The sequence below is a fragment of the Roseibium sp. SCP14 genome (assembly GCF_040329475.1).
GTDB lineage: Bacteria > Pseudomonadota > Alphaproteobacteria > Rhizobiales > Stappiaceae > Roseibium.
In genome coordinates this window covers 993993-1014174 of sequence record NZ_JBDZYH010000001.1, presented here as the reverse complement: position 1 = coordinate 1014174, position 20182 = coordinate 993993, and the positions used below count along the sequence as shown (strand labels likewise).

At 55.8% G+C, this 20182-nt stretch carries 19 protein-coding genes; 7 read left to right on the top strand and 12 right to left on the bottom strand.

Features of this window, described 5'->3' with window-relative positions; genetic code table 11:
- Positions 1–4 precede the first annotated feature (4 nt).
- Positions 5–625 (bottom strand): LysE family translocator, encoded by a 621-nt coding sequence (locus ABLQ08_RS04640; protein ID WP_352939947.1) that lies wholly within the window; start codon positions 623–625, stop codon positions 5–7.
- 98 nt (positions 626–723) lie between these two features.
- Here ABLQ08_RS04640 and ABLQ08_RS04635 point away from each other — a divergent pair, with 98 nt between their 5' ends.
- Positions 724–1608 carry a LysR family transcriptional regulator gene (locus ABLQ08_RS04635; protein WP_352939946.1) on the top strand — a complete coding sequence of 295 codons (885 nt, stop codon included), beginning with the start codon at positions 724–726 and terminating at the stop codon, positions 1606–1608.
- 11 nt (positions 1609–1619) lie between these two features.
- Here the strand turns inward: ABLQ08_RS04635 and ABLQ08_RS04630 are convergent, their stop codons facing one another.
- Positions 1620–2237, bottom strand: coding sequence for a CDP-alcohol phosphatidyltransferase family protein (locus ABLQ08_RS04630; protein WP_352939945.1), 618 nt, complete (start codon positions 2235–2237; stop codon positions 1620–1622).
- A 163-nt stretch (positions 2238–2400) separates the two neighbouring features.
- Here ABLQ08_RS04630 and apaG point away from each other — a divergent pair, with 163 nt between their 5' ends.
- The gene (apaG, locus tag ABLQ08_RS04625) at positions 2401–2802 is read left to right on the top strand and encodes a Co2+/Mg2+ efflux protein ApaG (RefSeq protein WP_352939944.1); all 402 of its coding nucleotides are present in this window, start codon (positions 2401–2403) and stop codon (positions 2800–2802) included.
- Positions 2803–2818: 16 nt separating this feature from the next.
- Here apaG and ABLQ08_RS04620 read toward each other — a convergent pair whose 3' ends face one another.
- A complete protein-coding gene (locus ABLQ08_RS04620; RefSeq protein ID WP_352939943.1) occupies positions 2819–3223 on the bottom strand; it encodes a hypothetical protein in 405 nt (134 codons plus the stop codon).
- A gap of 129 nt (positions 3224–3352) precedes the next feature.
- On the bottom strand, positions 3353–4225 hold the full coding sequence (locus ABLQ08_RS04615) for a LytTR family DNA-binding domain-containing protein (RefSeq protein WP_352939942.1): 873 nt from the start codon (positions 4223–4225) through the stop codon (positions 3353–3355).
- A gap of 163 nt (positions 4226–4388) precedes the next feature.
- Between ABLQ08_RS04615 and ABLQ08_RS04610 the strand changes: the two genes are divergently transcribed.
- The gene (locus tag ABLQ08_RS04610; RefSeq protein ID WP_352939941.1) at positions 4389–4931 is read left to right on the top strand and encodes a cytochrome b; all 543 of its coding nucleotides are present in this window, start codon (positions 4389–4391) and stop codon (positions 4929–4931) included.
- An 81-nt stretch (positions 4932–5012) separates the two neighbouring features.
- Here ABLQ08_RS04610 and ABLQ08_RS04605 read toward each other — a convergent pair whose 3' ends face one another.
- Positions 5013–5426, bottom strand: a complete 414-nt coding sequence (locus ABLQ08_RS04605) for a tellurite resistance TerB family protein (RefSeq protein WP_352940515.1) — start codon at positions 5424–5426, stop codon at positions 5013–5015.
- Positions 5427–5641: 215 nt separating this feature from the next.
- On the opposite strand from ABLQ08_RS04605, the gene ABLQ08_RS04600 reads away from it, so the two are divergent.
- A complete protein-coding gene (locus ABLQ08_RS04600; RefSeq protein ID WP_352939940.1) occupies positions 5642–7300 on the top strand; it encodes a lysine--tRNA ligase in 1659 nt (552 codons plus the stop codon).
- Positions 7301–7366: 66 nt separating this feature from the next.
- Here ABLQ08_RS04600 and ABLQ08_RS04595 read toward each other — a convergent pair whose 3' ends face one another.
- From ABLQ08_RS04595 to ABLQ08_RS04585, 3 genes are all read right to left on the bottom strand, one after another.
- Positions 7367–9208 (bottom strand): vWA domain-containing protein, encoded by a 1842-nt coding sequence (locus ABLQ08_RS04595; protein WP_352939939.1) that lies wholly within the window; start codon positions 9206–9208, stop codon positions 7367–7369.
- A 432-nt stretch (positions 9209–9640) separates the two neighbouring features.
- Complete coding sequence (locus ABLQ08_RS04590; RefSeq protein WP_352939938.1) at positions 9641–11617, bottom strand: methyl-accepting chemotaxis protein; 1977 nt, start codon at positions 11615–11617, stop codon at positions 9641–9643.
- Positions 11618–11818: 201 nt separating this feature from the next.
- Positions 11819–12715, bottom strand: a complete 897-nt coding sequence (locus tag ABLQ08_RS04585) for a thermonuclease family protein (protein WP_352939937.1) — start codon at positions 12713–12715, stop codon at positions 11819–11821.
- Positions 12716–12938: 223 nt separating this feature from the next.
- Here ABLQ08_RS04585 and ABLQ08_RS04580 point away from each other — a divergent pair, with 223 nt between their 5' ends.
- Entirely contained in the window at positions 12939–13301 is a 363-nt protein-coding gene (locus ABLQ08_RS04580) for a DUF952 domain-containing protein (protein WP_352939936.1), read from the top strand.
- A gap of 2 nt (positions 13302–13303) precedes the next feature.
- The gene (locus ABLQ08_RS04575) at positions 13304–14392 is read left to right on the top strand and encodes a quinone-dependent dihydroorotate dehydrogenase (protein WP_417714897.1); all 1089 of its coding nucleotides are present in this window, start codon (positions 13304–13306) and stop codon (positions 14390–14392) included.
- Positions 14393–14499: 107 nt separating this feature from the next.
- On the opposite strand, the gene ABLQ08_RS04570 is transcribed toward ABLQ08_RS04575, so the two are convergent.
- Positions 14500–15852: an MATE family efflux transporter gene (locus ABLQ08_RS04570; protein WP_352939934.1), complete on the bottom strand. Its 1353-nt coding sequence runs from the start codon at positions 15850–15852 to the stop codon at positions 14500–14502.
- A gap of 131 nt (positions 15853–15983) precedes the next feature.
- Here ABLQ08_RS04570 and ABLQ08_RS04565 point away from each other — a divergent pair, with 131 nt between their 5' ends.
- Entirely contained in the window at positions 15984–16976 is a 993-nt protein-coding gene (locus ABLQ08_RS04565) for a histone deacetylase family protein (protein ID WP_352940514.1), read from the top strand.
- Here the strand turns inward: ABLQ08_RS04565 and ABLQ08_RS04560 are convergent.
- From ABLQ08_RS04560 to ABLQ08_RS04550, 3 genes are all read right to left on the bottom strand, one after another.
- Positions 16953–17999: a hypothetical protein gene (locus ABLQ08_RS04560; RefSeq protein ID WP_352939933.1), complete on the bottom strand. Its 1047-nt coding sequence runs from the start codon at positions 17997–17999 to the stop codon at positions 16953–16955. The two genes, ABLQ08_RS04565 and ABLQ08_RS04560, sit on opposite strands and share 24 nt — an antisense overlap.
- 130 nt (positions 18000–18129) lie before the next feature.
- Positions 18130–18405: a DUF6460 domain-containing protein gene (locus tag ABLQ08_RS04555; protein WP_352939932.1), complete on the bottom strand. Its 276-nt coding sequence runs from the start codon at positions 18403–18405 to the stop codon at positions 18130–18132.
- Positions 18406–18934: 529 nt separating this feature from the next.
- A complete protein-coding gene (locus ABLQ08_RS04550) occupies positions 18935–20068 on the bottom strand; it encodes an AraC family transcriptional regulator ligand-binding domain-containing protein (protein WP_352939931.1) in 1134 nt (377 codons plus the stop codon).
- Positions 20069–20182: the final 114 nt, after the last annotated feature.

Sequence of the window (20182 nt, the reverse complement as noted above, 5' to 3'; positions counted from 1 at the left end):
GCGGTCACCCGCCTCTGGCAAGCGTTCCCATGAAACCGGCAGCACTCATCAGGGCCACGCCACTCAACCTGTTCAGGATCTTGGGATGGCTGCGCAGGAAGCCCAGCAGCCTCTTCGCACCGAGCGCGTAAAGCATGACGAAAGTGAAATCCAGCGCAGCCATCGTCGGACACATGACCATCAGCTGACCCGTGAGGTCGGCTGAAGGATCGATAAACTGCGGGAAAAACGCAGTGAAGAAGATCAAGGCCTTCGGGTTGCCGAATGCAACGAGAAAGCCGGACGCGAACAACCGCATCGGATGGGCATTCGCGGTGTCAGTTTGCAGGCCTTCCAGCCGGGGTTCGGAGCGCCAGAGACGCAGGCTCATGTAGATCAGGGTCAGGACGCCCGCCCATTTGATCACCTGGAACGCAAGTTCAGAACTGGCAATCACGATGCCGAGGCCCACCGCGACGAGTAGCATCTGGAGCATGTTGGCGGAAATGTCACCGAGAGCCGTAAAGAGCGTCTTGCGTGTGCCGTAATTGAGCGAGTGGACCACACCCAGGAGAATGCTCGGGCCGGGGGTCACGGTCAGGATGAGGGAAGCTGCGACAAAGGCAAGCCAGGTTTCTAGAGACATGAAGCGCATCCGAAAGGAGAGTGAATTAGGATGTGCGATAAATCTCAGACATGTGTTACATAGTGAAATAACCTGAAGTTATAAAATTTGGTCGATTTATGAATGAAGCTGACATTCCCATGACAATCGCCCGGGCTCTCAATTTGATCCGGGAAACGGGCAGTGTTTCCGAGGCCGCACGGTCGCTCAACGTAAGCCAACCCGCCATCAGCAAAGGGATTTCCCAACTGGAAAGACGATTTGGGATGCCGTTGTTGCAGCGGGGAGCAAGGCCGTTGAACCTCACTGACGAAGGGCAAATTGTTGCCGATTACGCCGAACGGGCCGGACTGTTACAAAAGCAGGTCCTTCAGAATTTGGACGAAGCAGCAAACAATCGTTCGGGCACCGTCCGTCTGGGATCGTTCGGTTCGTCCGCGTCTTTTCAGATCCTGCCCAGAACGCTTGCAGCATTTGCGCGGCGTTATCCCGGCATTTCGGTGGAAATCCTGGAATTTCCCGACGGTGAGTTGAAGCAGGTGCTGGAAGACGGAATTGTCGACATGGCGGTCATGACAGTTCCGCAGGAAGACGGGCTCGACGTCATTCCGGTCACTACCGACAAGCTTGTTGCGATCATGGGGACTGGTCACCCGCTGGCCAGAAGGTCTGGCGTGAGCGCTGCCGAGATGGCCGAGTACCCGTTTGTTCTGACCAAGGGGGGCAGCGGCCCGATGGTGGAGCGTTGGTTTGCGGCTGAAGGTAAGATGCCGAAAACGGTTCACACGATCCTGCAGGTGAACTCGATTGTGGCCCTGGTTGAGGCAGGACTCGGCGTTTCAATCATCGCGGAGTTGGCTCTGCCGGAAAACTCGGGCAATTACCGTGTATTGCCTTTGCGCCCGGAAGCGCCCCGTTCCATCGGCTTCGTTCGCAAGGAAAAATCTGCCCGTTCGGCTTCTGTCGAGCGATTTTGGCAATTCTGTTTACGTTTTGACTATTAGGACCAACAACTTCAGCTGGCATCTCGGTCAAGAGATTTTACGCCGATGAGCACTCGCGAAGCCGCCGAAACGAGACAGATTATCGTGAATATCCAAGCCAGCACCGGGAACCAGTGCGGGAAGAGGGCCATCAGCAGAAACAAGGTAATGGTCTCGGTGCCTTCAGCGAGCCCACCTAGATAGTACAGCGATTTCTTTCCTTGCCTGTCGGTGGAAAGGCCACGCCTTTCAGCCATGATTGCAAATGCCAGGAAGGCGGAGCCGTTTGCGTAGAAACTGCAAAGGAGAGCCGCCGCGGGCAAAGCATTGGCTTCCGGTGCCTGGATTGCGAAAGCGAGCGGGATGGCACCGTAAAAGAAGAAGTCGAGCGTGATGTCCAGGTAGCCGCCCAGATCCGTTTTCCCAACGGCTCTTGCGACTGCTCCGTCGAGCCCGTCAGCGAACCGGTTCAAGGCAATCAGGAAAAATCCGAGCAGAAATTCACCAAGAGCGATCGAGACAGCAGCTCCCAGACCGAGTACAAAACCCACAAGAGTGACGCTGTTGGCGCTGACTCCGGCGCTCGCCAGCTGCCGCCCCATCCGGTTCAAAGGTGGATCTATCAGGGGGCGAAGGCAGGCATCGAGCATGGGATGGGCACTTGGTTTTGGTAAATTCAGCGGTGTTCATGCAAAATCCTTCCGGAAATCACAAGTAAGTATCTTTCACGCTTACGTCATTCGCCCTATAAGCGCCTCCTGAAAGAACAGGATCGAAGCATGCAAGCTCCAGCCTGAAAGCAAAGGAACAACCGTGTCCGGCAGTTATAGCGCCACTACCGATGGGATCGAAGTCTCCGTTGAACCGTTTTATCTGGACGATGAATCGAAGCCGGAAGAAAGCGAGTTCATTTGGGCCTATATGGTGGAGATCCATAACGGCACTACCGAGCCTGTGCAGCTGAAATCGCGTTACTGGCAGATCACCGATGGTCTTGGCCGCTCGGAAATCGTGAGCGGCGAGGGGGTCGTTGGCGAACAGCCTGTGATCGAGCCCGGCGAAACTTACGAATATTCTTCGCACTGCCCGCTTTCAACCGACAACGGCATCATGGCCGGCTCCTATTCCATGGAGCGACCCGACGGAACACTCTTCGAAGTGATGATCCCGGCCTTTTCGCTCGATCTGCCGGACGCCATCCGCAGCCTGAACTGACAGTATCGTCAGGGCTTCATATACTCGCAAGGCCGCCGACAAACCCAATGAGAAGCCAGAGAACCCATTTCTGGCGATCAAAGGCTGTAAGCAGCGCAACAAAAAGCGCTGCAAAGATCACGTATATCGCGTGTCCCGCAAAGCCTGTTCCGAGAACCCAGGCAAAAAGATCAGGATCACGATCCTTGGCGAGATGAAAGTGATCCTCCGCAAACAGTACCAGAGAATCCGCTGCAACTCCGAATATCCAGCCGCCGAGGGCCAAAAGCATTCGGGCACCCCAGTTAACCGGTTTCTGCTGTGCGGCGCTGGTAACGCGCCGGGCGCGTTGTGCTGCCCTTTGCTGAATGGCGACATGCTGTCGATGCCGCCTCAGCGGGTAACGCACACTGACGTGACTTCCGAAAGAGGAATTGCTCATTCCCGGTCTCCACACCCCGCAGCGCCAGGTCCGGCGTATTGTGACGCTTGATAATCACGGAGACGCTGCTCCCCGGCATGGTCATAGGGCTGCAGATCTTTACGGACCGGAAAAAAGGTTACTCCAATTTTAACGAATTGGAGCCGCATTCGTTGTCAGGCTTGCAGGGGATGCGGAAATGCGGTCGACGGCGCGTTGCTTCTTGAGGTCCGTCCATCGTCTGCGGCTGACGGGTATCCGGTCTCCGTTGGTCATCAGGCAGCTGTAAGCACTGCCCGAACGCTCTACATTCTGAACGTGTGCAAGGCTGATCCAGTGGGAACGGTGGCACTGCATCCCATTGAAATGTTCAAGTTTTGCAACGCAATCGGAAAATTTTTCGGTGACAAGGGCGCGGCCCTGGTTCGTGACGATTTCAACATAATGATCTTGGGCGGCCATTCTGATCAGGTCTTCGCCAAGATCTGCCGAAACACCTTCGATCAGATCACTCAACTTCGGGGGAGATGGCTCAACGGGTTGCGGCGAAACATCCTGTTCGCTCATTGCCGGTTCCAGCTGTTGGCTTTGGTCTTTTCGGAACAGGTAAGCCACGATGACTGCCAGCAGCAACATCAGCGGAGCAATCGCGACCACTTCATCCAGGTAAAGCATCGGGAAACCGGACAAGGTCAGAGCTGCCTCGTCGGGATTGCCGAATCCATAATCCAGAAAAAGCGAGAAGGGAGCAAACAGGATTGGCAGGAGCGGCACTGACACGATAAGCGCGCGCAACTCGGTAAGCCCGGCCTTCATGGCCAGCCTCACCGAGGCGAGATAAAGCCCGGCGGCAAAAAAGAAATGAGTGAACCACAGCCCGAAAGCTACGAGGACCGGCAGACCGGCCGTGTGATCGGGTTCCAGCACCATCGCGATACAGGTGCCGACGAGTGCTGTCAGAGCAACGTTTTTTACCACTGCAAGCCAATGAGGACCGGCCGATGAAGGATCGCTCGTCATCATCTTTCGAAGTTACCAGCAACTTCGCCAGCGGTCGACCTGTGACCGCTCGCGAATTGGAAGCGTCCGCTCACGTGGCAAGCGGTTTCTTGGCGTATTTCGGGTGGCCATTTCAAGACGGGATCTCCAGTTCTCGCTCAAATTCAATCGACCAACTGGAAGTCAAATGGATCGCTACGTTTTCTCGGCCCGTGTAGTGCACTGGCTTATGGCCTTGGGATTTTTGTTCATGTGGGCAAGCGGCTTTGCAATGGCCAACCTCGTTCCGGAAGATACTGCTCTGGAGGAGCAGCTGTTCGGGCTTCACATTTCCATCGGCGTGACGCTCTTGTTTCTCTTGATCCTGCGCATCGGTATCAGGCTGTTCAACACACCTCCCGCGCTGCCTGACGAGTTTCCCGCCTGGGAAAAGCTCGGCGCGCATTTGGGACACTTTGCGCTCTATCTCCTGCCGGCTCTCGTAATCCTCGTCGGATGGGCGGAAAGTGATTTTGGCGGGCATGGCGTGCACTGGTTCGGAGTGGCGATGCCCAAGATTTTCCCGACCATGGAAATGCTGGGAGGGCTGAACGTCGAGGGTGTATCAGAGCTTCTGCACGAGCTGTTTGCTTACCTGATGCTGTTCGTCGCGGTCGTTCACGTTGCAGCGGTCGTGAAGCACAAATGGGTCGACGGCCACGATGTCATGAGCCGCATGACCTTCCGTTGATGCGAAAAAGGCGGAGCTCATATCGAGCTCCGCCTGATCTCGTCACCATGCCGATGCCTCGCCGGGTACCGGTGATTTCGTTCAAACCGTCCGGTGGCGTGCTATTGCACCGCGTTCGATGGCAGCAACCGTCAGCTTGTCGAGGCTGAAACGGTCGCGCAGCAACTGAAGAATACGAAGCTCTTCCTGTTCCACGTGCAGATCCGCAGCGGCCACCTCGACCGCAAGCGCGTAGGCCGTGTCGTAAAGCTTCGACGGCAGCACGTCACCGACAAGCTCCAGTACCAGAGAAAGACCGTTGTCTTCCTGAAGGATGTCGCCACAGCGCTGAGCCGCCGGAATGATCTTGTTGCCGTCATAGTTCTGGAAAACAGGCAGCATCTTGATCATGTCGCCGATAGTGGCCAGTTCATTGTCGGTCATTGAATTGTCGGATGCAGACACGATGACCATGACATAGATAAGCGCTTCCTGAACGCTGATCGGCTCATTGATAGACACTATTCAAACTCCAGTTATGCCGGTTTCAAGGCAATTTGAACGAACGGTGTAAAGGGTTGGCGCTGAAGCTTCAAGTCACGGACTTGCGACAATTTATTGACTGTGGGCTCGCGCTTTTCTAGTGTCGCGCCGCAACATACGGCCAAAAGGCATGAAAACCTGCCTATGCTGCTTCGTTTCCAATCAAATCAACAGAACGATATTCGAACATGACCGATCAATCCCTGCCTCCGCTTGACCTTTCGCAAGACTTTGTCGAGGCGGCCACCAAATCGAAAGCGTGGCCGTTTGAAGAAGCGCGAAAACTGGTCAAACGGATCGAAAAACGGGACCCGGGCAAACCGGTATTGTTCGAAACCGGCTACGGTCCGTCCGGCCTGCCGCACATTGGCACGTTCGGCGAAGTGTTGCGCACGACCATGGTTCGGACGGCCTTTCGTCTCCTGACGGAAGACAAGATCCCGACCCGGCTGCTCTGCTTCTCCGACGATATGGACGGCATGCGCAAGATCCCGGAAAACGTTCCGGATCGTGCAGCACTGGAGCCTTACCTGCAAATGCCGCTGAGCGCCGTACCGAACCCGTTCGGCGGCGATTACGACAGCTTTGCCGCGCACAACAACGCCATGTTGCGTCGGTTCCTGGACACGTTTGGCTTTGAATACGAGTTCGCCAGTGCGACCGAATACTACAAGTCCGGTAAATTCGATGACGTGCTGATCCGGGCAACCGAGAAGTACCAGAAGATCATGGACGTGATGCTGCCGACCCTCGGGGAAGAGCGTCAGGCGACCTATTCACCGTTCCTGCCGATCTCGCCGACATCCGGACGCGTGCTTTACGTGCCGATGAAGGATGTGAATGCGAAGGACGGGACAATCACCTTCGCGGACGAGACAGGCGAGGATATCACGCTGCCCGTGACCGGCGGCAAGGTGAAGCTGCAGTGGAAGCCCGACTTCGGCATGCGCTGGGCTGCGCTCGACGTCGACTTCGAGATGTTCGGCAAGGACCACATGACCAATGCGCCGATCTACGACAAGATCTGCAACATTCTGGGTGGCAAGGCTCCCGAGCACTATGTCTATGAGCTCTTCCTGGATGAGAAGGGCGAGAAAATCTCGAAATCGAAGGGCAATGGCCTGACCATCGACGAATGGCTGACCTATGCCGCGCCGGAGAGCCTCGCGCTTTACAACTACCAGAAGCCGAAGACGGCCAAGAAGCTCTATTTCGACGTCATTCCGAAGGCGGTGGACGAATACTACACCTTCGTCCAGAAATACGATCAGATGCCGGTGGATCAGAAGCTGCAGAACCCGGTCTGGCACATTCACTCCGGAAACATTCCGAAGATCGACATGCCGGTGCCGTTTGCCATGCTTTTGAACCTCGTGTCGGCTTCAAATGCGGAAAACAAGGATGTGCTGTGGGCCTTCATTTCCCGCTACGCACCGGGCGTGACCGCTGAAACCCATCCGGAACTGGATGCATTGGTTGGTTACGCGATCCGTTACTTCGACGATTTCGTCAAGCCGACCAAGTCCTTCAAGACACCGGATGATGTTGAACGGACAGCCCTGGAGCAGCTCGATGCGAAGCTGGCTGAACTGCCTGCGGACGCGGATGGTGCGGCCATTCAGGACGCTGTGCTTGATGTTGCCCGTGCGATCGAGCGGTACCAGGACCCGAAAAAGAAAGGTCCGGATGGCGGTCCAGGCGTATCCGTTGTCTGGTTCTCCGCGCTCTACCAGTTGTTGCTCGGTCAGGAAAAAGGGCCGCGCTTCGGTTCCTTCGTCGCGCTGTACGGCATTTCGGAAACGCGCGAGATGATCCGCAAGGCCCTGGCCGGCGAACTGGCTGTTTGATAGAAATCCGAAAAACAGAGGCGGCATGAGCTATGCCGCCTCTGGTCTTTCTTGCTGACCGACAAATCAATGTTCGGCGAAAGCTGCGAGTTCCAGCAGGGAAAGGAACTCCGATCGATAGCCGAAGTCGTCGTCGCCGATGTTTGCCCTCGCCAGCTCTTCGGCATCCTTGAAGGTCCAGTTCTCAAGATGCTGTGAGCCTTGGAGCAATTGGCTGAAACCCGCAACCGCTGCAGCGAACATTGCCTCGCCTTGCGCGATGCCGGCAGAGCGGGTTGTTATGGGCGTTGAAACGAGATGACTTTGTACATCTCCTGGCAGCTTGTATCGCAGTTTGACGAATGCGAGCTCGTCCGCAAACGCGTTTGTAGCCTTCAGCTCCGGCACTTCCTTGTCTTGTCCGTATCTGAGGTCGTCCAGTTTGATGGCGGGAGATCCCACGGGAGTTACCTCATAGATTGCGGTGACAGTGTGACCTGCACCGATGTCGCCCGCATCTACCTTGTCATCATTGAAATCTTCTCGATCCAGAATTCTGGTTTCGTATCCGATCAATCGGTATTCCGCGACATTGGCCGGGTTGAACTCAACCTGCATTTTGACGTCTTGCGCGATGGTCATGATGGACCCTGCAACCTGCTCAACCAGAACCTTGCGCGCCTCTGAAAGAGAGTCGATATAGGCGGCCGTGCCATTTCCGTTTTGCGCAAGTGTTTGCATGAGCGCATCATTGTAGTTGCCGCGCCCGAAACCCAACACCGAAAGAAAAATGCCTTTATTGCGTTGTACCTCAACATAGCGCGTTAGTGCTTCGACGCTTGAAAGGCCGACATTGAAATCTCCATCAGTCGCCAGAATAATCCGCGCATTTCCTCCGTTTTCCTGCATTGCGTCCGCGAGCGCATAGGCGGCTTCCAAGCCCGCATGTCCTGCTGTTCTGCCACCGGCATGGAGTGAGTTGACAGCACCGTAGATACTTTTGCTGTCGGAAATGGAGGTTGGTTCCAGCAAAACACCTGCCTGTCCGGCATATGTGACGATTGCGACCGTATCTTCTTCCCTCAGCGATGAAATCAAGAGTCTGAATGCCTTGCGAAGCAGGGGTAACTTGTTTTCATCGGACATGGATCCGGATGTGTCGATCAGAAATACCAGGTTTTGTGGAGGCAAGTCTTCCAACGGTACGGTGAAACCTTGAAGACCGATCTGCACGAGTCGTGTATCCGGATTCCAAGGCGTTTCAACAACCGAAACGCTCGTCGTAAAGGGAATATCCGAATCTTCGGGAGCAGGATATGCATAGTTGAAATAGTTGATCATTTCTTCTGGTCTGATCGTGTCTCTCTGGGGGCGCCTCCCGTTGAGAATCTCAGATCTGACGTACGCGTAAGAGGCCGTATCAACGTCGACAGAAAGCGTCGATACCGGTTCATCAGCAACCCGTTTGAGTGAGTTGCTCTCGGCTGCCGGGAAATGCTCCCCGCGCGGCATCTGAGACGTTGGCGCAACAAGGCTTGCAATCTGGCTTGAATACAGATTGTCCGTCGCTCTTTCCGGTCTCTCTGTGGGGGATACGATCGATGAAGTGGGCTCTTGCGCAAAAAAACTTTCAAATTCATTGGAAAAAGCAGGTGCTCCATTTGCGCCGTCAGGAGAAGGTTTTGAATTAGGTGGACCGAATTGTGCGATCGTGCTGTGGTCGAGGTCCGCAGGTCGCGTTCTGAGTTTGTCTGTGTTTCTGACGGTCTCGCCGCTACTCTTCACTTCTTCGGAGGGCAATCCGTCCAGGTTGCCGGACCCCAGGACCGAGACCCCATTGGCAGAAGCAGAGTTTCTTGTTACCGCCTGAGATGAAAGAGGTGTCGGTAATGTCTCCGGTGAAACGTTTTGCGCTGCGAGGTCGGTCATTGTCCGGTGTGTGCTCTCAACGTCAACGTTTCCCTTGTCACTGCTGGATGTCGCAAAGTTGCTTGCCGTAGATCGCGCGTCGACTTGCCAGAAGATCACCCCAACCACCGAAACAGTGGCCAGTGCGAGACATGCCGCTGAAACGAAAAGGAATTTTTTTGAACGGTTTGAAATCATGGTAAGCCCCAATCTCGGAAATCCAACTGAATGAAATGGTTGCGAATTTCATGGCGATGTTACCAAAGTTGAAAAAAATGCTGGATTTGTGAACACATTGGGTGGGTAACGAGGCATGTTTCAGGCCTAATTATGGCCGTCAGGGCACGTGCTCACTTTGGAGGCGACTGCAAGCGGACGACCGCCTCAACACGCAAAAAAGACCGCATCCGATTGGACGCGGTCTTCATTCACTCTGTGGCATTCAGATTTGGTCTATTTGCTGTCGCCGAAGAACTGAACTCCGGTCGTGTCACCGTCTGACCAGACCGTGCGGCCTAGACGCTCCTTGCCTTGAAAGTTCACGCTGACAGTCTTGCCTGGTTCGCTGCCTTCCAGCCCTTTTACACCGATGCCGTTACGAGAGACGTTTTCCACCTCGACGGTCTGTCTGCCGCCGTTCAGATGCACTTCTGCCGGTCCGGCAGCAGAATGACGGGGGGATCTGCGCGGCTCGGCGTCCTTGAGCTCCCCATCCATGGCAGCAGATAGCTGTTTGAGGCCTTCCACAACCACGTTACTCGCCTTGTCGAGTTCCACGAGCGCCTCAAAGGCATCCGAAAGCCTGCCGTCTTCAGCAGCGCTCAAGGCCCGGTGTCCGGCGTCATGAACCCTCTTGTGCGGTTGAACGAGGCTCTTGAAGGCAGGGTGGGACCGAACCTTGTCGTTCTTGATGCCGTCATACCATTTGCCAAGACGGCAGTGGTGGTGATCGGGCATGGCGGACGACGTCCAGTCGTCATGACCGGTTACGGTATCAACGACACGCTTCTTGAACAGAACGTGGTCGATCCGAGCCATCTCTACCAGCGATTTGTCGGAATCTTCATCATAGAACGACTTCGCGTTTTCACCGAAATGGTTGTTGCTTTCGCGCAGGATCCTCTGCATGTCGGTTAGCTGAAGGTCCGTGTTTCTGTTGGATTCAGCGACGCTGGAAACGTTCTGCGCAATTTCGTGGCTGGCTTCCTTCTGCTGATGCAGGATCTCGGTAATCTGGGTGACACGCTCTGAAACCGTGCCGACCATGCCGTCGATGGATTGCATGATTTCGTTGGCGGATCCGATGGCTTCCTCGCCGTTCTTGATCGCACTTTCAGAGCTCTGGATCGCGGACTGGATGGTCTGCATGCCTTCAGTCAGTGCCTCGATCCGCTTTGCGATGTCTTCCGTGGCCTTGCCGGTCTGCGATGCCAATGTCTTGACTTCAGAGGCAACGACGGCAAAGCCCTTGCCTGCTTCGCCGGCCCGGGCTGCTTCGATCGTGGCGTTCAGCGCCAGAAGGTTGGTTTGATCGGCAATCGATTGAATGACGGACAGAAACTCGCTGATTTGAGAGGCCGCCGCACTCAAGTCGGTGAGGCTTCGGGATGTCTGCTGCGAGGTGGAAGCAATATCACCGATAGCATCGGAAACCGCCGCCATCTTTGCCAACCCATCCTTGGCTGCTCCGTTGGTGGAGTTCGCCTCCTCGGCAGCACCTTCGCTGTTTTCCGATATCTGTCCAATCGAGGCCACGAGCTCATCGGCAGCCGTGGAAATTGATTGGCTGTTGGCGTTGGCCTCTTTCGTATTGCGCGATAGCAATGCCATCGCCATGACCAGCTCATTGAGCTCGCAAATGGTATTGGCGGTGGTGCGCAGATTGATGAGACCGACCGTCTCGCGTTCTTCAACTTCCTCTAGTTGACGTTGTTCGGCTTCAAAGGCTCGTTGCGCGAGGATCATATCCAGGAAGAAACGGGTGACGACCGATTGAAGTGTTTCAATCATGGCGGATTGAGAGAACCGGTGTTTCCTGACGATGACCGGAATGGCCTCGTTCAACAAGCGGCCGAATGCGGACATCAACCATTCGGCTTTCAAACCGATACGGACATGTGCCTGTCCGATCCGCGCTGCCTGTCCGACGAACTCAAGATCAGGTTCATGAGTGAAAATATAGTCCCAATGCTTTGTCTGGGCGCCCTTGAGAGGAGAAGTATTTTCCCCGTTGCGTCCCAGCTTCTCACGAAGTTCCTCCTGGTTAAGAAGGTCGTCGTAAAAGCGGTCCAGGATTCCAGGAAGTGCAGGTTGCAGAGACTTCCAGGCTTTCTGAGCCATGTCAGTATTACTTCCACTGGCCGACATGAACTTCAGGTACTTGTTGATATTGTCAGCTTCTACTGTGTTTTTATTATGAATTGCGCGCATTTTGGGTGGCTCGTGAGGCGGGTGAGGGAATATTGTTTGAATTTGAGCCTGCTGCGTAAATAAATATCTAATAGAGGTTGAGTAAAGTGATACGTATTAATCCTACTATACCTTGGTATGAGAGGCGTGGCGCAAAGTAGAGGGCATCGGTAGACAGGATGGTGCCCTGTGAAAAGGTTGAATTCACAAGGGCGTCCCGGATTATTGCAGCGGAGTACCCTGCAGGAGGCCTGCATCCGGGTCGAAGTTGTTTTCAGAAGGCTGCTCGGGGTCTGACCGTACGCTCCATTCGACGATCTCCGGCGCTAGTTCTTCAAGACCCGGCAGCGGCGCATTCGGATCGCTGTCCCAATTGGAGGCGGGGAGTTCGGTAAGCCATTCGGATTGCCACTTGCCGATTTTCTTTTCCTTGGCCGCAAGCGCCAGCTCGACGAATTCCGAAGGGGCATCGGCCGTCGGCTCTGCCCAGCCGTATCGAACCAGTCGGGAACTGAGGTCGAACTTGCCCCTCCAGCACGAAGCCAGGATGTGTTGCGGACCAAGTTCCTCGATCTTCTTGCAGGTCACCTTGAACTGGCGGACCAGGCCTCTGAGGAAGGTTTGCGCGCGCGCACCGCACGGCCAGGTCCCGCCCAGTCGGGAGACGCAGGTCTCTTCGCGACCGAGCGGAACGATATGGGCGAGCGTTACCGTCAGTTTGTCTGACCTGATATGCCCGCCGTCCAGGACCTGAACCCGTCTCAGGTGAAGCGGGCCGTCAGGGATGGGCTCGACTGGTGGGTTCTTCAATTCCTGGTATCGCTTTGACGGTTCGATGCGCTTGAGGTTTCCTGTGACCCTGGGTGCTGAAACACCGTCTGGAGAAACATTGCGGATGTTGCCGGGCAAAGGGGCAGCTGATGCGGTCTCTTGAGGTGTATTTTCTGTTCCAGCGCTTGAAGGCTCTTCTTCAACCTTCGTTGCGACATTGCTTTGGCTTGTGGTCTCCGTCGTGCTTTCACCTGGAGAAACAGGCGGATCGCTCAACAATAGCCATGCAACAAGACTGCCGGAGGCAGTCAGCAGAATTACGGGCACCAAAATCGGCCGGAGCTTCATTGCGGGGTCACTCGTTTTTGCAGGCTCATCGACATAATACGAGCTGTTTTTTGGAATTCCGAGAGTTCAATTCAAAGCTGTGCCGATTTTCCCTGCCAAATCGTCAATCTTCGGCAAAAGAAGAGCTGCTCAACTTGTTCCATGTGACCCTGTTGGGTAGTAGTGAGCACGCAAGCTCGGCGCTGTCTCCAAAAGTAAGCAGCGGATCGGGATAGACGAGTGAATGGAACTGAGTGCATACATGACCCTGATTTTTAAGATTGTCCCACGGTCCCTCTGGCAGGAGGCAGTTGAAGCAGGTGTGTTCAAGGGAGCGCCGGTCGATCTGGCCGACGGGTTCATTCACTTTTCCAGCGCTGAACAGGTGCGCGAGACAGCCTCAAAGCACTTTGCCAATATTCCTGAGCTGCTGATCGCCGCCTTTGACGACGGCACACTTGGTGACCAGCTCAAGTGGGAACCATCCCGTGGTGGAGCGTTGTTTCCCCATTTGTATGCCGACCTTGATCCGGCCTCAGCCCTATGGGTGAAGGACCTGCCGCTATCCGGGGATGGAAACCACCTCTTTCCGGAGCTCGATCAATGACGATGCGCTGGCTTGAAAACGCAGTCCTGAAGGGCCTTCACAAACTGGATGCGGAAACCGCTCACAGAATGACGGTTCTGGCGCTGAAGTCCGGCCTGCTGCCCGGAGGTGGGGCTGATGTGGACCCGCGCCTGTCGGTCAAGCTCTGGGACCTGACATTTCCAAATCCCCTCGGCATGGCCGCGGGGTTCGACAAGAACGGAGAAGTTCCGGACGCTCTTCTCAATCTCGGATTTGGATTTACCGAAGTTGGCTCGGTCACGCCGAGACCACAGCCGGGGAACCCCAAACCGCGTGTCTTTCGCCTTCCCGGTGATCAGGGTGTTATCAATCGGTACGGTTTTAACAACGAGGGGCACGAAGCCCTGCGTCGTCGTTTGAACGCACGCGCCAGATTGACCGGTATCGTTGGCATCAACGTCGGAGCCAACAAGGATGCGGAAGACCGGGTGGCTGATTATGTTGCAGGCATATACGAATTTGCCGACATGGCGTCTTACTTTACGGTCAATATCTCATCGCCGAACACACCCGGGTTGAGAGACCTGCAGGCCCGATCCGCGCTGGCGGAACTGCTCACCGGAGTTATCACCGCCAGGGACGAATGCACCCGCAAGCTTGGCCGTCATGTGCCGGTATTGTTGAAGATTGCTCCGGATGTCGCGGATGAAGATCTGAATGACATTGTCGAGGAAGTCCTCGCCAAGAATGTCGAGGGTCTGATCGTTTCCAATACAACAATTGACCGGGAAGGCCTGAGCGGGGCGGGGCCTGCGTCCGAAGCCGGTGGATTGTCGGGACGTCCGTTGTTCCGCAAGTCGACAATCATGCTGGCACGCGCTCGAAAGCTTGCTGGGCCGGACCTGCCGATTATCGGTGTCGGCGGTATCGACAGCGCCGAAACCGCCTGGATCAAGATAACGGCCGGCGCGGACCTGCTTCAGCTCTATTCGTCACTGGTTTTCAAGGGGCCGGCGCTCGTTGAAGAGATCGTGACCGGTCTGGCGGCGAAATTGGACGAACATGGCCTGGGCTCTTTGCGCGAGGCGCGGGACGTCAATGTCGAAGCGTGGGCATCCGAGGCAGCTTAGCGTTGCCGAGGTATCAGTCGACGCCTTAGCATTAGCCCCGCCCGGATTTCACCGGAAGGGGTAACGCGCGCCGTGTGTCCAATCAAATCGCCGGACACAGTTCGTTTCTAAGCAACGGCAAAGGTCCTGTCCGCGCGTTTCCGGCACGCCGCGAGCAGACTTATGCCGCGCAGTCCCAGAAAGAGTTCCAGCGCGATCCATAGTCCGTGATTTCCCAGGAGTGGGTAGAGCACATAATAGGCGGCTATGAACATGGCGAGGGACAATAGCATCATGTTGCGCATGGTCCCCGACCACGTGGCTCCAATGAAAACACCGTCCATCTGGAAGGCAAGGACTCCCAGCAGAGGGGCGATGATCGCCCAGATCAGATAAGTGTAGCCGAGCTCGCGGACTTCTGGCGCGGTGGTCATGAAATCTATCATTGCGGGTCCGGCAACCGAATAGATCGCTGCCAGTATGCCGGCCATCACGAAACTCCAGAGGGCGGTCAATTTCAGCGTCCGGTCGAAGGCCGGCCGGTATTTCGCACCGACGGCGCGTCCAGCAAGCTGTTCGGCCGCTGTTGCCAGGCCGTCCAGGAAGTATCCGGATACAAGAATGAACTTTTCAAGCACCGCGTTTGCAGCAAGTACCGCATCGCCCTGATCGGCGGATCGCGCCATGAAGAATGCATAGGCGTAAAGAAGGGCAAAGGACCGGATCATGATGTCGCGGTTCAGTGCCATCATGCGCAACAGCAGGCGGCGATCGAATATGATCGATGCGGGCGGCCACGAGCCTTTTTTTACGCTCGTCAACACCAGAACCAGGCCGAGGGCTGTTGCCATGATTTCACTCAGGACAGTCGCCAGCGCGACGCCTTCAACGCTCCAGTTCAGGCCAATGACAAACCAGATGCTCAAGCCGATGTTCAGACCGTTGAGGAAAAGCTGCAGCGCCAGACCGGTCCCGGCGCGACCGCGGCCGATGAACCAGCCCAAAATCGCATAGTTTGCCAATAGAAATGGCGCACTAAGCACCCGAATGTCGAAATAGCGGCTGGTTGCGGATTGAACATCGGCACTGCCCCCGAGAAACCATAGTCCGACATCCCGCACCGGCGCGTGAACTGCGATCACGGCGATCCCGCCGACTAAAGCAACAACAAGGGCGCGCAGGAGCGTTGCCTTGATTTCTTCCTCGTTGCGGGCACCCAGGGCCTGTGCTGTCAGCCCGGTCGTTCCTGAGCGCAGGAAATTGAACGCGGTGAAAACCAGGTCAAAAATGATGCCACCCATCGCGATCCCGCCGAGCAGCGCCGCATCGCCAAGCCGACCGATCACGGCCATGTCGATAACGCCGAGAAGCGGCGTCGACAGATAGCCAAGGGTCATCGGCACGGCAATGGCGAGCACCGAGCGGTGCGTCACCGAAAATGCTTGCCCTGCTGCCTTTGGGGTCGCGAGAGAACTGGACATGAATGGCTCACTTTGAAACAGCAGTCCTTTTTGTCCAGCACACAGGGTTCGTCAATTGTTTTCTTGCTTGTGGAAGGGCAAAGCATGGGATCAGGCTTTCCCGACGGGAGGAGTGCGTTATATTGCGCGCAATGATGCTTCCGATCGTTCATCACCCGGCTTATTGCGCCGACCTTCCTGCCAATCACCGTTTTCCCATGGATAAGTTTCGAGCAGTTGCCGATCTTATCCGCAAGGAAAACCTGCTTGACAACGGATCCTTTTTCCGCCCGAGACCGGCGCCCTTCGAATGGGTCGCGCTTGCGCATGATCCCCTTTATGTGGACCAGGTTTTCAATGCCGAGGTGCCGGAGAAGATCGCGCGGGAAATCGGTTTTCCGATGCGCGAAGACATCGCTTTGAGAGCACGCTGCGCGACAGGTGGCACGGTTCTGACCGGATATCTGGCATTGGAACACGGAATTGCCTGCAACACGGCTGGCGGCAGCCATCACGCCAGATGGCGTCACGGGGCTGGTTTCTGCGTGTTCAACGATGTCGCGGTCGCGATCAGGGTCATGCAGGCGGACGGAGCAATCCGCAAGGCACTGGTCATCGACCTTGATGTGCATCAGGGAGACGGAACGGCGGACATCTTTCAAGGGGATGGCGACGTGTTCACGTTCTCCATGCACTCGGCGAAGAACTATCCGGTTCGGAAGGTCCCTTCGCATCTCGATATCGGCCTGCCGGATCTTACCGGCGATGAAGCGTATCTGGAACGCCTGGCACAGGTCCTGCCGGAGCTGCTCAGCCGGGAGACCTGGGACATCGTATTCTACAATGCAGGCGTCGACCCATTTGCTGAAGACCGCCTGGGGCGGCTCGCCTTGACCCGCGAAGGGCTGCGACGCAGAGACCGTGTCGTGATTGAAACGATCAGAAACGCGGGGCTGCCGCTGGCAGGGGTTCTGGGTGGAGGCTATTCGACCGACATCGATGAACTTGCCGATCGGCACGTGACGCTTCACAGAACGGCAAGAACCGTTGCCGGGGATGCCACCCGCAGTGTGAGAACGGCGGAGGAGCTCTCCATTCAGTTGGATGACCGAAAGGCCGTATCAGACGACTATCTGGGAAGTTGAGAGGTTTATCGAGACGCTTGAGACCGTTGATACGGAAGTTGTGGCGCCACCGGCTACCGGGCCGAGAGCGCTCTTCAAGCCAGGGGCATTCAACTCGTCGAGGCCGTCTTTCAGATCGTCTCTCACATCCTTGAGGTCTTTTTCTGCCTCGTCGTCGTCCTTCTCAGCCAGGCTTTCCAACCAGTCCGCAAGCAGTTTGATTTCTGCGGCAATCTTGCCGAGTTCTTCGTGTTCCTTTTGCATCCGCGCCGCTCGGTTCTGCCGGTGCGCACTATCGCTTTCGTTGAGCCTGTCGGTATAGGCCTGAACAGCTGTTTTCACATCGAATGCCGGGTCCGCGTCGGTCTTCTCCTCTTGATCGGATGATCGGTTCGAAAGGGAGGTTCCTGATGGTGTCTGCCTGTCTTCGTCTTCGGGGTTGTTTCCGGTAGGAGATTGAGGAACTGAGTTGCGCGACGCCGAGGTGTTGATCACCTCCGTTTGCAACGTTGTGATGTCAACCGCCATTGCGCTTCGGGTTTCGGCAATAGCGCCGGTTCCGGTTGCAGCTTCTATGACAGAACTGACCGCACTCGCTGAACTGGTCGTCGTTGAGGAAAGAGCCCCCGGTCCCTGTCCCTGGCCTGCCTTGTTCAGGTCCTGCGAAGCGGTTTTGAATTCCTTCGAAATCTGCTTGAGTTCCTTGAGCATGCGCTTGGCTTGCTCTGGCGTCGCGAACCTCAACATCTCCTTCAGCTGCTTGATACGTTGCTGGATCCGTTCGACACGCTGCTTGCGCAAGGCGTCCTGGTTGTCCTTGACGGATCGCGACAAGCTGCTGCTGAGGTCTGCAGCTTCCTTGTAGCTTTCAAAAAGGGATTTGGCCGCTTCTTCCGCCTCAGCGGTGTTCTGCCCGGAAGAGCTGATCGCCTTGGTCAGATTTTCCGCCTGCGCCAGATGTTTCGAGTTGTCCTGTGCAGCAGTGCCGCTGCGCAAGTTGAACTGTTGGCGGCTGGAATTTTGAAGAATTGAAAAGATCGACATACTTGGCCTGCAACGGCTCGGAAGGGCATGCCTAATACTTCTTAATCTTGATTAAGAAAGTGTTAATTTCGCGTTTTGGTTGTTTTGGGTGCGGGGGGGAACCGGCGTGGTAGAGCGCCGGCGTGTCAGGTTATCTGGATTTGCCCATCGCCAGCAGCCGCGAAACGAGCCAGATTGGAACAACCACGATTGCGCCGATCACCAGGTAATTACCCAAACGTCCTATGGCATGAAAACCCATGTCCCATAGACGCTCAACGAAGTTGATGGTCATGTGAACCAGATCGAGCGGATCGAGGTTCAGGGCGGAAAGCACGATCCCGACAACAAAGGAAAGGAACACCAGCCGCAACAAGACTTGCGCGGGCGAGCCCCCCAAAAATCGGCTAAGGCCGGAGTCCGACATCTTTGTCTCCTGATTGTCTGGATCGTGTATCTCTTAGCGGGAAGTTAGGCACGTTGCACGCCAATTACAATGTGTGACCGGATTTGTGCCATCGGTAAAACGGACAGTTAAACGCCTTTCGGTTGGACGATATGTCGCAAAAAGCTAATTCCCTCTCGTTTCCAGCCAAAGACACCTCGGGGGGAGTGGTGTATGAATGGGCTCAGGTCAGCACAAACCGGCTCGAGCGCAAACCCACTTGCGAGCGAGCAGGCGCTACCTCTACCCGTGGTGAAAGATAGACTTCCAATTCAGCGCAACCGCGCTGCCGGCAAAGAAAAAATCACATTGCGGGGTGGGTCCGATGTCAGCTGGGGCATGTTGCGTTTTCGCGAACGCCGCTGTTAACTCGCCGGCACGAGGCAGATGCTGAACTGGAAGTATTGAGTGTCTGCGCACCTGAATGTTCGATCTTAGGCGCGGCGATGGTAAGCCCGAGACCGTCACCGCGCCCTAATTCCCAGACGAGTTCCCGGTAGAGTGGATCGGATTATTTGGCGCCGACTGACGTCTTGGACTTCGTGTATCCGGGCGAAGCACCAACCGCGGCTGGAACGGAGGTAATTCGAACACCTGCAGCCAGCCTGTCCGGATCTGATTTCATCTCACAGGGCGAGAGCGACGCTTCGCGGACTTTTCTGGGAGAGACCCCAAACCAGGTCTTGACGGCTCTGGAAAAGGTGCTCAGTTCGGAAAAGCCGAGCAGGTAAGCGATTTCCTTCATCGGCAGGTCGGTGCTGCGCAGGTAGCGCTCGGCGGCGGAACGGCGGATCTCCTCACTCAACTTGCGAAAGCTTGTTCCTTCCTTTTCCAGAAGGCGTTGAACAGCCCTTTGAGACATGCCCAGCTTGGCGGAGATCTGTGGGAGCGTGCAAGCTCCGTGCGAAAGATTGGATGCAACCTCATTTGCAATTCGGGACAGCGGTGACTCCATCTGGCCGAACTTGTCCATCTCGCCTGACGCGGCTTTCAGGATGATCTCGTAAAGATGCGCATCGTTTCGCCGCAAGGGACGCGAAAGCAGGGAGCGTGGGAATGAAATACGGTTATGCGGCGCTCCGAAATTCAACCGGCCCTGATACTTCTTCTGAAACGCAGATGTGCTCTGGGGAGGCGTGGCGGCCAGTTCGATCAGCACCGGCGGGACCTGCATGTCAAGGGCATGCTCAAGTTGTCTTGTCGCCCAGCCGACCCGCGCAAACATGTTTTGCCGCCATTCGCCTCGACCTTCCAGGATCGGCCACTCAACATAGCCGCTGGTTTCCGTTTCCGTGAAGATCATGCGGTATGCATTGGTCCGGATGGGGATGAATTTGACCCAGGCCTGGCAGGCATCTCGCAGCGTCGGGGCGCAGGCAAACAGATAGTCGAATATGGAAAAGCAGCCGATATCGATATTGTTGAACAGGTCGAACATGGCGGCATCGTCGCCCAGTTCGCTCGCCACATGTTCGAACACGCCATGCCATGCCGTTATCGGAACGATACCCTCGGGGTCTTCCAGGCTGGCGAGTTCGAAGTTGTACAATTGGGCGATATACGGCCAGTCCAAATCCAGATTTGAACAAGTATCACGCAGAACACGGAACACATCCGCGCGCGCCCATTCGCCTTCAAGCGGCATCCAGTTCTCCAGCCGGCCCGTGCACCTATCTTTAGGGAAATTTGCATGACAAGTCAGCGTGGATCAAGTTGTAGCACAAATTGCTAACATCTATTCTGCTGAATATACGAAAGT